The sequence below is a fragment of the Microbacterium sp. NPDC056057 genome (genome assembly GCF_042266945.1).
In the GTDB taxonomy this organism is placed as follows: domain Bacteria; phylum Actinomycetota; class Actinomycetes; order Actinomycetales; family Microbacteriaceae; genus Microbacterium; species Microbacterium trichothecenolyticum_C.
The window spans coordinates 1,003,244-1,014,622 of the sequence record NZ_JBHJWS010000001.1; the positions used below are offsets into that span (position 1 = coordinate 1,003,244).

12 protein-coding genes and 1 riboswitch are annotated in these 11,379 nt (G+C 71.6%); of the genes, 9 read left to right on the plus strand and 3 right to left on the minus strand.

Annotated features, from left to right (window positions below):
* Positions 1-13 precede the first annotated feature (13 nt).
* A complete protein-coding gene (locus ACFC1K_RS04300; RefSeq protein WP_375870584.1) occupies positions 14-1,663 on the minus strand; it encodes a D-alanyl-D-alanine carboxypeptidase in 1,650 nt (549 codons plus the stop codon).
* A gap of 37 nt (positions 1,664-1,700) precedes the next feature.
* A riboswitch (TPP riboswitch) is annotated at positions 1,701-1,810 on the plus strand.
* On the opposite strand from ACFC1K_RS04300, the gene ACFC1K_RS04305 reads away from it, so the two are divergent.
* From ACFC1K_RS04305 to ACFC1K_RS04315, 3 genes are all read left to right on the plus strand, one after another.
* On the plus strand, positions 1,803-2,447 hold the full coding sequence (locus tag ACFC1K_RS04305; RefSeq protein WP_375870585.1) for an ECF transporter S component: 645 nt from the start codon (positions 1,803-1,805) through the stop codon (positions 2,445-2,447). Its footprint overlaps the riboswitch before it by 8 nt.
* Before the next feature lies 1 nt (position 2,448).
* The gene (locus tag ACFC1K_RS04310; RefSeq protein WP_375870586.1) at positions 2,449-3,924 is read left to right on the plus strand and encodes an ABC transporter ATP-binding protein; all 1,476 of its coding nucleotides are present in this window, start codon (positions 2,449-2,451) and stop codon (positions 3,922-3,924) included.
* Complete coding sequence (locus ACFC1K_RS04315; protein WP_375870587.1) at positions 3,921-4,721, plus strand: energy-coupling factor transporter transmembrane component T family protein; 801 nt, start codon at positions 3,921-3,923, stop codon at positions 4,719-4,721. Before ACFC1K_RS04310 ends, ACFC1K_RS04315 begins: the two co-directional genes overlap by 4 nt.
* A gap of 13 nt (positions 4,722-4,734) precedes the next feature.
* Here ACFC1K_RS04315 and ACFC1K_RS04320 read toward each other — a convergent pair whose 3' ends face one another.
* Together ACFC1K_RS04320 and ACFC1K_RS04325 are read right to left on the minus strand one after the other, a co-directional pair.
* A complete protein-coding gene (locus tag ACFC1K_RS04320; protein ID WP_310286189.1) occupies positions 4,735-5,241 on the minus strand; it encodes an SRPBCC domain-containing protein in 507 nt (168 codons plus the stop codon).
* Positions 5,238-6,023, minus strand: a complete 786-nt coding sequence (locus ACFC1K_RS04325) for a phosphotransferase (RefSeq protein ID WP_375870588.1) — start codon at positions 6,021-6,023, stop codon at positions 5,238-5,240. Before ACFC1K_RS04325 ends, ACFC1K_RS04320 begins: the two co-directional genes overlap by 4 nt.
* Positions 6,024-6,077: 54 nt before the next feature.
* On the opposite strand from ACFC1K_RS04325, the gene ACFC1K_RS04330 reads away from it, so the two are divergent.
* The 6 genes from ACFC1K_RS04330 (at position 6,078) to ACFC1K_RS04355 (ending at position 11,363) form a co-directional block, all read left to right on the plus strand.
* The gene (locus ACFC1K_RS04330) at positions 6,078-6,593 is read left to right on the plus strand and encodes a hypothetical protein (RefSeq protein ID WP_375870589.1); all 516 of its coding nucleotides are present in this window, start codon (positions 6,078-6,080) and stop codon (positions 6,591-6,593) included.
* A 120-nt stretch (positions 6,594-6,713) separates the two neighbouring features.
* On the plus strand, positions 6,714-7,475 hold the full coding sequence (locus ACFC1K_RS04335) for an SDR family NAD(P)-dependent oxidoreductase (RefSeq protein WP_375870590.1): 762 nt from the start codon (positions 6,714-6,716) through the stop codon (positions 7,473-7,475).
* A gap of 44 nt (positions 7,476-7,519) precedes the next feature.
* The gene (locus ACFC1K_RS04340) at positions 7,520-8,296 is read left to right on the plus strand and encodes an enoyl-CoA hydratase/isomerase family protein (protein ID WP_375870591.1); all 777 of its coding nucleotides are present in this window, start codon (positions 7,520-7,522) and stop codon (positions 8,294-8,296) included.
* A 24-nt stretch (positions 8,297-8,320) separates the two neighbouring features.
* Positions 8,321-9,160, plus strand: coding sequence for an SDR family oxidoreductase (locus tag ACFC1K_RS04345; protein WP_375870592.1), 840 nt, complete (start codon positions 8,321-8,323; stop codon positions 9,158-9,160).
* Positions 9,161-9,281: 121 nt separating this feature from the next.
* The gene (locus ACFC1K_RS04350) at positions 9,282-9,668 is read left to right on the plus strand and encodes a VOC family protein (protein ID WP_375870593.1); all 387 of its coding nucleotides are present in this window, start codon (positions 9,282-9,284) and stop codon (positions 9,666-9,668) included.
* A gap of 393 nt (positions 9,669-10,061) precedes the next feature.
* Positions 10,062-11,363 (plus strand): ABC transporter substrate-binding protein, encoded by a 1,302-nt coding sequence (locus ACFC1K_RS04355; RefSeq protein ID WP_375870594.1) that lies wholly within the window; start codon positions 10,062-10,064, stop codon positions 11,361-11,363.
* Positions 11,364-11,379: the final 16 nt, after the last annotated feature.

Below are 11,379 nucleotides of genomic sequence, written 5' to 3' on the forward strand. Positions count from 1 at the left end.
TCTCGGCGGCGGCTCAGCCGTTGAGACCGAAGAGGTCCAGCGGGTGCGTGAGGCGCCACCACGGCGACGGATCGGTGATCTCGGCAGCGAGCTTCAGGTCGACGGTGGTGGCGTCGAGCGGTCCGGTCACGCTGAGCGAGCCGACGACATCGCCGGCGTCGCGGCTGTCACCGAGGTCGTAGGTGGTCGCGACGGTGCCGCTGCCGCCGTTCCAGAGGATCACGGAGGCGTCTCCGGAGGTGACGATGTCGACCTTGTCGCCCCACAGCGTCTCGACCTGGCCGGCCACGGTGCTCGCCGTCACGGAGGGCTTGGGCTGCAGCTCCGCCTCCATCTGCGCATACAGCGCGCGGGACGCGGCGAGTCGGGCCTCGTCGTTCGGCTGACCCAGCACCGACGCGTAGAGGCGCACGGTCTTGTCGCCGATCGTGACGTCCTTCGCCGAGAGCAGGTTCCACGCGTCTAGCGTGCCGGTCTTGAGGCCCACGACGCCCGGATCGGCGAGGAGGCCGTTCGTGTTCTCGACGTGCCCGGCGCCCGGGAGGTCGACGGACTGCTTCGCGACGATCTCGGCGATGACCGGGTTGGCGAGAGCCTTCTGCGCGAGCGTCACGAGGGCCTCGGGGCTCGCGACGTTGCGCGAGTCCATGCCGGTGGGTTCGCGGACGGTGATCCCGGGAACGCCGTGGGCGGTGAGCCAGGAGTTGGCGGCGGAGGCGTAGACGGCGTCGGAGGGCCAGATGCCCTGGGCCAGCCGGTCGGCGTAGTTGTTCGCCGAGCCGATGAGCATGCCCTCGAGCATCTGGTACTCGGTGAGGGAGCCGCCCGCGGGGACGTCGAGCGCGGACTCGCCGCCTGCGCGGTACTGCCAGTAGCGCGAGCGGTCCGCCGACGTGAAGCGGTACTCCGGCCCCTGCTCGCCCACGGCGAGCGGCATCTCCTCGAGCACGACCAGCGCGGTCACGATCTTGGTGATGCTGGCGATCGCGTCGGGGTCGGCCGTGGAGGCGAGCGTTCCCGGGATGCCGGCGACCGCCTCTGCCGCGCTGCCCTCGGCCGGCCACGCGGGCCCGGCGGCGGGCGCCGCGATCGGCTGCACCTCCATCGCGGTGACGGTGGGGGCGACGGCGTGGAGCGGCCACAGCAGGGTCGTCGCCGCGTACGCGCCGACGACCGCCGCGATCGCGAGCGTGGGCACCACGACGGCGGCGCGGAACGGGGAGCGACGCGGGGCGTCGGAGAGGAGGTCGGTCTCGACCGCCACGTACGGGGTCGCGGCCGCGGTCAGGTCGGCGGGTGCGGCACCATGTTCGACGAGCGTTTCGTCGACCCAGACCAGCGCGGTGCGTTCGCCGGCGACCTCGGCGGCTGTCGGCGCGGTCGTGATCGCCGGAAGCGCGAAGTCGGACGGCTCGACGAGCTCCGCGGGGTTCCACGTCGCGACCGTCGGCACGTCGGCGACGGGCACCGTCGCGATCGTCGGAGCGACCGCGGTGACGTCCACCGGAGCGGTGCTCGACGGCGGGTAGACCGTGTCCGTCTCACCCGTCTGGATCGTGAGGATGCCGCCGTCGGGCGCGTCTTCGGAACCCGAAACCGGGACGGCACCGGTCTGCGCGCGTCGCGCGCGACGCGTGGGTGCAGGCGTGTCGTCCGAAGTCACCCCCCCAAAATACCTGCTGAACCGGCGGTATACTCGTCGTCAACACCACGGGAGTCCGGTGAGCCGGGCTGAGAGGAAGCGATCCACGCTTCGACCGTCGAACCTGATCCGGATCATGCCGGCGCAGGGAGGAGCTCATATGCACGCGTCCACGTCCGCATCCACCCCCGTTGCGGCTCACTCGAAGGCCCCGCGCAGCCTCCGCTGGCGGGTCGTCGACATCGTCGTCGCCGCGGTGCTCGGCGTCGCGATCGGCCTGGTCTTCTGGGCCTGGAACACCATCGGCGGCACCTGGTTCGTCGCCATGGACGGCCTCACCCCCGGTCTCGGCGGCATCGCCGTCGGCATCTGGCTCATCGGCGGTGTCATCGGCGGCCTCGTCATCCGCAAGCCGGGCGCCGCGCTGCTCGTCGAGGTGATCGCCGCGCTCGTGTCGATGCTCATCGGCAACGTGTGGGGCGTCTCGACGCTCTTCTCGGGCATCGTGCAGGGCCTCGGCGCCGAGCTCGTGTTCGCGATCTTCCTCTACCGCCGCTTCACGCTGCCCGTCGCGATGCTCGCCGGCGTCGGCGCCGCGGTGGGCGCCTGGGTGTTCGAGCTGTTCTACGGCAGCTCGCCGAACATCCTGAAGACCCTCGAGTTCAACGTGATCTACCTGGTTTCGCTGGCGGTCTCGGGCGCGCTGCTCGCGGGCCTCGTCGGCTGGATCGCCGTGCGCGGGCTCGCCGCGACCGGTGCCCTCAACCGCTTCGCCGTCGGACGCGAAGCGCGCCGCGAGGTCTGACGTGACGGCGACCCGCCCCGCCCGCATCACCGCGGCGGGCTGGGGGTGGCGCTACGGCGGACGCCGGGCCGCGGCCGTCCACGACGTCTCGTTCACGATCGAGCCCGGGGAGCGCGTGCTCCTGCTCGGCGCATCCGGCGCGGGCAAGTCGACGCTCCTCGCCGGCATGGCAGGTCTCCTCGGCGGCGCCGACGAGGGGGACGAGACCGGCACGCTCCTCATCGACGGCGAGCGCGCCGAGGCGCACCGCGGTCGCGTCGGGCTCGTGCTGCAGGACCCGGACGCCGGCGTCGTGCTGTCGAAGGTGGGCGACGACGTGGCGTTCGGCTGCGAGAACCTCGGCGTTCCGGCCGCCCAGATCCCCGCTCGGGTCGCAGAGGCGCTCGACGCCGTCGGGCTCGATGTGCCGCTGATCCGGCCGACCAAGGCGCTCTCCGGGGGACAGAAGCAGCGCCTCGCCCTCGCCGGGGTGCTGGCGATGCGGCCCGGGGTGCTCCTGCTCGACGAGCCCACCGCCAACCTCGACCCGGACGGCGTCCGCGAGGTGCGCGACGCCGTCGAGCGTGCGGTGCGCGACACCGGCGCGACGCTCGTCGTGATCGAGCACCGCACCGCGGTGTGGGCCGATCTCATGGACCGCGTCATCGTGGTCGGGGCCGACGGCGGCCTCCTCGCCGACGGCACGCCCGCCGAGGTGTTCGCGCGCCACGGCGCCACGCTCGCCGCGGCCGGCGTGTGGGTGCCGGCCCACCCGGTCGACCTGCCGGTCCTCGCTTCCACCCGGGCCGACGCGCCGACGGCGGTGGCGGCATCCGCTCTCTCGATCTCCCGTGACGGCCGCACGATCGTGCGCGCCGGGCTCGACCTCGCCGTGCCGCGCGCGGCCGCGACCGTGATCACCGGGCCGAACGGCGCCGGCAAGTCCACGCTCGCCCTGACGCTCGCGGGGCTGCTGCCTGAGGCGGCGGGCCGCGTCGAGTCCGCACCGGAACTCGCGGGCCGCTCCGGCCGGCGCCCCTCGAAGTGGACGTCGCGCGAGCTGCTCACGCGCATCGGCACGGTGTTCCAGGAGCCCGAGCACCAGTTCCTCGCCTCGACCGTGCGTGACGAGCTCGCCATCGGGCCGCGTTCGCGCGGCGTCGACCCGGCCGCCGTCGACCAGATCGTCGACGAGCTGCTCGAGCGGCTGCACCTCGCGCCGCTCGCCGCCGCGAACCCGTTCACGCTGTCAGGCGGGCAGAAGCGCCGGCTCTCGGTCGCGACCGTGCTCGCCGACGCACCCCCGGTGATCGTGCTCGACGAACCGACCTTCGGCCAGGACCGCCGCGGCTGGGTCGAGCTCGTGCAGCTGCTGCAGTCCGAGATCGCCGCCGGCACGACCGTGGTCGCCGTCACCCACGACGAGGACGTGCTGCGCCACCTCGGCGGCCACCGCATCGAGCTCGGCGCTCCTGTTCCGGCGGGGGTGGGATCGTGACCGCCGTCGATGCGCGCACCGCCGAGGTCGCGGCAGCGCCCCGCGCCTGGCTCGACGGGGTGAATCCGGTCACGAAGATCGTGCTCGCGCTGCTGCTCTCGGTGCCCCTCTTCGCGTCCATCGACGCCACCAGCGCCCTCGTCGCGATCGTGCTCCAGCTCGCCTGCATCCCGCTGACGGGCCTGGCCGCCGCGACGGTGCTGAAACGGATGCTGCCCATCCTCGTCTTCGCGCCGGTCGCGGGCCTCAGCATGCTGCTGTACGCGGAGCCCGGCGGCACCGTCTACTGGTCGTTCTGGTACGCCACGATCAGCGACGACTCCATCGCCCTGGCGATCGCGGTGTGCCTGCGCGTGCTCGCCCTCGCCCTGCCGACGATCCTGCTGTTCGGCCGCACCGACCCGACCGAGCTCGCCGACGCGCTCGCCCAGGTCGCGAAGCTGCCGTCGCGCTTCGTGCTCGGCGTGCTCGCCGGCACCCGTACGCTCGGGCTCTTCCTCGACGACTGGCGCAGCATGGGCCTCGCACGCCGGGCGCGGGGCGTCGGCGACAGCGGCGCCGTCCGCCGGTTCTTCTCGATGGCCTTCGTGCTGCTCGTCTTCGCGGTGCGCCGCGGCACGAAGCTCGCGATGGCGATGGAGGCGCGCGGTTTCGGTTCGGGCATCCCGCGCACGTGGGCGCGGCCGTCGCGCCTGCACCCCCGTGACGCCGTGGCGCTGCTGGGCGGCACCGTGATCATGGCGCTCGCGATCGGCGCCGCGCTCGCGGCGGGCACGTTCCGGTTCGTCTGGTCCTGAGCGCGCCCCGCGATCAGCCGCCGGCGACCAGCCGCTCGTAGCCGGGCTGCAGCGCGGGGAAGTAGTCGTCCCAGTTCACGGTGTCGACGGCGACGCCTGCCTGCGCCGCGACCAGCCGGTCTAGGTAGTACTCCCAACCCGGGCCGATCGAGCCGACCTCGTCCTCGGGGCCCAGGCGCTGGCCGAACGTGAGCACGGTGTCGCCGTGCTCGTCCGGGGCGAGCTCGAACCACAGGTGCCACGCACCCGACCCGGCCGAAGTGTCGCCGGCGAACCGCCTCGGGCGGTCGCACTCGAGGATCGTGTACTCCTCGCCCGAGGCATCCGGATCCTCCGCCGTCATGAAGAACGTGACGTGCCCGGTCGCGGGATCGCCCTCCCAGCGGCCGATCCACCGCTCGAGCCGCGCGGACTCGGTGAGCTCACGCCACACCTCGTCGGCGGTCGCCCGGAAGCGCCGGAGGATCACGAGGTTCGGCTTGCCGTCGATGTCACACACGTTCCCGGTGATCTCGGTCATGTCGCGTTCCACAGCTCCCGGTAGTACGACAGGCGCTCGCGATCGGGCTCGATCCCGTACGCCTCGATGAGGGCGTCCTCCCATCCCTCGCCATAGTTCCACGCCGTCGACATCGACGCCACGGCGATGTCGGCCCAGCGGTCGGCGACGCCCAGCGCCCCGAGGTCGACGTGCCCGCTCCACCGGCCGTCGTCGCCGATCAGCGTGTTCGGACAGCACGCGTCGCCATGGCACACGACGAGCCGCTCGATCGGCGGCGCCTCGCGGAACTCATCGGGAACACGGATGCCGCGCCCCTGCGCGTTCGCGATGCGCCCGGGCACGCCCCAGTCGAAGGGGCAGTCGTCCACAGGCAGAGCGTCGTGGAGCGCGCGCAGACCCTCGCCGACCGCGCGGACGGCGGTCGCAGCCAGGCCCCCGCCGCCAGAGGCTCCGCTCGACGCGCCAGCGGCGAGTGGAGGGGCAGGGGGGACCGGGATCCATCGCGGGTCCACCGCCGACAGGCCCGGGAGCGCCGCCGTCACGATCCATTCGTGGGTGTCGTCGCCTCCGGCTTCGAGCACCCGCGGGACGGCGGTGTACCGCGCCGCCCACCGCAGCCGCTCCGCCTCGCCCGCGAACGACGTCTCGGCGTTGCGCGGGCCGTACTTGAGGTACCTGCCGTCGTCGGTGCGGAACGTCGTGCCGCCGAGCTCGTTGACCCAGACGGGCGTGAGCTCCGCGCCGCGCGCGAGCACCCGCACGCGTTCGGGGACTTCGATGTCTTCGACGGGGATCGACACGCTCCCATCCTGCCGGGATCAGGACTCGAGGGCGCGGCATGGTGGGATGGGAGCATGCCCACCACGCGCGCCACCCGCCGCCGAGGACCCCTCACGGCGCTCGAGGGCGACGAGCCCGCGGTCGCGATCGGCGACACCGCGGCGCGGCACGTGCGGCTCTCGCCCGACGGGCTCTCGCGCCACATCGGCGATCCGCGGTCGCAGTTCGTGCCGTGGACCCAGGTGCACTCGGTGACGGTGGATCCGCCGGCGACCTGGTGGCCGTATCCCGCCGTCTCCGACATGGCAGCAGCGCTGCTCGGCGGCGTGGCGGGCGGTCTGGAGACCGGCGAGGCGGCCGAGACCCCCACCTTCCTCGTCGTGATCACCACGCTCGACGGCCAGCGCCTCGAATGGCGCGCGACTCAGCACTACCTCTCGGGCTACCGCCGAGGCGACGCGCAGGCGACCACCCGGCTGGTCGAGTACCTGACCGCGCGTGGCGAGGCACGGCTGCTGCTGGCACGGCCCGCCGAGCTGATCGATCGCATCTCGGCCATGACGCGCATCGGCCCGCAGATCGGACCGTGACGGTCTTCACGACCGCCCGTTAGCCTGGTCCCGTCGCGTCGCCGGCCGGTGAGCGATGGGACTCAGTCCCGCGTATGCTGATACGCGGTTCCGCAGAATCCGGACTTCGAAGGAGAATCCATGGACCTCACGGGCACCGCCGCACTCGTCACCGGTGGCGCGAGCGGACTCGGCCTCGCCACGGCCCGGCGGCTCACCGCCGCGGGAGCGACCGTCACGATCGTCGACCTGCCGACCTCGGCGGGCGCCGACCTCGCCGCAGAGCTCGGGGGATCGTTCGCGCCGGCCGACGTCACGAGCCCGGAACAGGTGGCGGCCGCAGTCGCCGCAGCCGCAGCATCCGGTCCCCTCCGCGTCGTCGTGAACTGCGCGGGGATCGCCCCGCCCGCCAAGGTGCTCGACCGCGAGGGCAACCCGTCGCCGCTGGAGGGCTTCGAGCGCATCATCCGCGTGAACCTCATCGGCACGTACAACGTCATCTCGCAGGCCTCCGCCGTCATCGCGAAGACCGAGCCCACCGCCGACGGCGACCGTGGCGTCATCGTCAACACGGCCAGCGTCGCGGCGTTCGACGGTCAGATCGGCCAGCCCGCCTACTCGGCGTCGAAGGGCGGCGTGCACGCCATGACCCTGCCGATCGCCCGTGAGCTCGCGCGCTACGGCATCCGCGTCGTGACGATCGCGCCCGGCATCATGGAGACCCCCATGCTGATGGGCCTGCCGCAGGCCGCCCAGGACTCCCTCGGCGAGCAGGTGCCGTACCCGCAGCGCCTCGGCAAGCCCGACGAGTACGCCCGCCTGGTGATGTCGATCGTCGACAACGGCTACCTCAACGGCGAGACCATCCGCCTCGACGGCTCGATTCGAATGGCTCCTCGATGATCCGCCATCGTGGCGGTCACATGGCCCCCAAGTAAGGAGACCGCATGAGCGACTCGATCCTCGTCACGCGCGACGGCGCCCTCGCGCGCGTGACCCTCAATCGGCCGGCGTTCCTCAACGCCATGGGCTTCGAGATGGGCGCCCGATGGCGCGATGTCGCGCACGAGCTCACCTCCGACGAGTCGGTGGGGGCCATCATCCTGGATGCTGCGGGCCCGGCCTTCTGTGCCGGCGGCGACGTCATCGAGATGGCGACCTCCGGAGCCTCCGGCGCCGACGTGACCGGGGCGGCCCACACGATCCACGACGGCATCCGCACGTTCGTCGAGTCCTCCACGCCCGTCGTCGCCGCAGTCCAGGGCGCGGTCGCGGGCGGCGGACTCGGGCTCATGCTCACCGCCGACTACATCGTCGCGTCCGAGCACTCGAAGTTCGTCAGCAAGTACGCCAACATCGGGCTCACCCCCGACCTCGGCGTCTCGACGCTGCTGCCGGCTGCGGTCGGGCAGCGGCGAGCGCTGCAGCTCCTGCTGCAGGACCTCACCATCGACGCGCCGACCGCCCTCGACTGGGGCCTCGTGACCGAGGTCGTCCCGGCCGCCGACGTCGCGTCGCGCGCCGAAGCGGTGGCGCGGTTCTGGCTCGACAACGCCGCCGGTGCCTTCGGGCAGGCCAAGCGCCTCGTCCGTACCGGAGCCGGGCGCTCGTTCGCCGAGAACCTCGACGACGAGGCCCGCTCGATCGGTGCCCGCTTCGACACCGACGAGGCGAAGGCGCGCGTCGCGGCCTTCGCCGCGGCATCCGCAAAGTCCCGTTCCTGACTTCCAGACCGAGGAGATCCCGAGATGAGCGACAAGCCCCTCGCCGGCAAGACCATCCTGATGTCGGGCGGCAGCCGCGGCATCGGCCTCGCGATCGCGCTGCGCGCGGCCCGCGACGGTGCGAACATCGCCCTGCTGGCGAAGACCGACACCCCTCACCCCAAGCTCGAGGGCACCGTCCACTCGGCGGCCGACGAGATCCGCGCGGCCGGTGGCAACGCGCTGCCGATCGTCGGCGACGTGCGCAACGACGACGACGTCACCGAGGCCGTGCTCAAGACGCAGGGCGAGTTCGGCGGCATCGACATCGTCGTGAACAACGCGTCGGTCATCGACCTGTCGCGCTCGCTCGATCTCGACGCCAAGAAGTACGACCTCATGCAGGACGTCAACGTGCGCGGCACGTTCATGCTCTCGCGGGCCGCCGTGCCGATCCTGAAGGATGCTGCGAACCCGCACATCCTCTCGCTCTCGCCGCCGCTCAACCTGTCGCCGAAGTGGCTCGGCGGGCACACCGGCTACACGCTCGCGAAGTACGGCATGACGATGGTCACACTGGGGATGGCGGCGGAGTTCGCCGAGGCGGGGATCGCCGCGAACACGCTGTGGCCGCGCACCACGATCGCCACGGCGGCCGTGAAGTTCGCGCTCGGCGGCGACCGCATGATGAAGGTCAGCCGCACCCCCGAGATCTACGCCGACGCGGCGTACGAGGTCTTCACCCGGCCCTCGCGCGAGTACACCGGGCACACGCTCATCGTCGAGGACGTGCTCGAGGCCTCCGGCGTCACCGACTTCTCCGGCTACGCCGCGGTTCCCGGCACCCCCGACGAGGCGCTGTTCCCCGACATCTTCCTGGACTGACCTCGGCGGCGAGTCCCAGGTCTCGCTGAAACCGGGGATTCGCCGCGAGACCGGGGGCGTCGCCCTCGGTCTCGGTGAGGATCCCCTGTCTCGCGCGGGTGCGGCGGCGTAGCGTGGGGCCATGGCGGTGCGGAGCCTGTTCCCGATCCTGCTGGCACGCGAGCTCCCCGAGCTCGTGCGCTTCTACGAGCGCGCGCTCGGCGGGGTCGTCGACTACCGGTTCGCCGACGCGAACGGCGCCGACGCGTACGTGTCGCTGAAGATCGACGGGGTCCCGCTCGGGATCGGCCGCGACGAGGACGCTGTGCCGCCCGGCGGCGGCGAGAGGGTCGCACTGTGGTTCTACGTCGACGACGTCGATCGCGCATTCAGGGCGTGGGTGCGCGCCGGCGGGCACCCGATCCAGCCGCCGGAGGACATGCCGTGGGGCGAGCGCGTCGCGCAGGTGCGCGACCCCGCCGGCAACCTCGTGAACCTCGGCGCGGAGGCCCCCGCGGCCGAGGCCTGACGCACGCGGCGCGCGCCGCGACGCTGGCGCCGCAGCATCCGTCCGCCCTCCGCGCCTTCGGCACGCACGCCGAAGGCGCCGTCGGCGACCTTGCGCGACGGCGTTGGCGAGGATGATTCTCAAAAAATGAAAATCCGCTAAAACACTGGCGTGGTGACGTTACCAGTGTTAGCTTTCCTTCGGAATCAGAGGACGGCGTGCTCACCGGAGAGCACAACGATGCGACGCCGCATCGCCGCGGTACTTCCGGATGTGTCTCTGTTCGTTCCGACGCGCGTTCCGACGCGCCGACGACTGATCCGCCCCACGCTCTGCACGGCACCACGTGCGGGGCGTCTCGCCGCCGGGGCACCGCTTCGGCGTCACGGAATCCATGGAAGGATCTGCAATCCCATGAAGCGCTTCACCAAGCTGACCGCGGGAGCCCTCGTGCTCGCCGTTCCCCTCGCGCTGACCCTGACCTCCTGCAGCGGGTCGGGCGGCGGCTCCGGCGAGGGAGAAGGAGACGAGACGCTCACGGTCTGGACCTGGGACCCCGCCTTCAACATCTACGCGATGGAGGAGGCCGAGAAGGTCTACCAGGAGGACCACCCCGACTTCACGCTCGACATCGTCGAGGTGCCGTGGGACGACCTCCAGACCAAGCTCACGACGATCGCGCAGTCGCAGGCGTTCGACGAGCTGCCCGACATCTTCTTGATGCAGAACAACGCGTTCCAGAAGAACGGGATCAACTACCCCGACCTGTTCTCGGACTTCAGCGACTCCGACATCGACTTCTCGGAGTTCCCGAAGTCGGTCGTCGACTACTCCACCATCGACGACGTGAACTACGGCGTGCCGTTCGACGCGGGCACCGCGATCACGGCGCTGCGCACCGACGTGCTCGAGCAGGCCGGCTACACCGTCGACGACTTCACCGACATCACGTGGGACGAGTACCTCACGATCGGCAAGGACGTGCTCGCCAAGACCGGGCAGCCGCTGCTGTCGGGCCAGGCCGGCTCCGCCGACATCCCGATGATGATGCTGCAGTCGGCCGGCGCCAGCCTGTTCGACGACGACGGCAACCCCACGATCGTCGACAACGCCGCGCTCGAGGACGCGATCGACATGTACACGCAGCTCGTCGAGGCGGGCGTGCTCGTCGAGGTCAACTCGTGGGACGAGTACATCGGCACGCTCGTCAACGGCACCGTCGGCGGCACGATCAACGGCGTGTGGATCGTCGGCTCGATCCAGACCGCGGAGGACCAGGACGGCAAGTGGGCCGTCACCAACCTCCCGAAGCTCGACGGCGTGTCGGGCGCGACGAACTACTCCGCCAACGGCGGCTCGTCGTGGGCCATCTCGTCGACGGCCGACGTCGACCTCGCGTCGGACTTCCTCGCCGCGACCTTCGCCGGCTCGACCGAGCTGTACGACACGATCCTGCCGAAGGCCGGCGCGGTCGCGAACTGGATCCCGGCCGGTGACAGCGACGTCTACAACGAGCCGATCGCGTTCTTCGGCGGTCAGCCGATCTTCGCCGACGTCGTGAAGTTCGGCCCGGAGGTCCCGTCGAACAACACGGGTGCGTACTACTACGAGGCGCGCGACGCGGTGAGCACGGCCATGACGCAGATCATGGGCGGCACCGACATGACGACGGCGCTCGAAGAGGCGCAGGCCAACGTCGAGTTCGCGATGGAGTAACCACGCGAGACGGTCC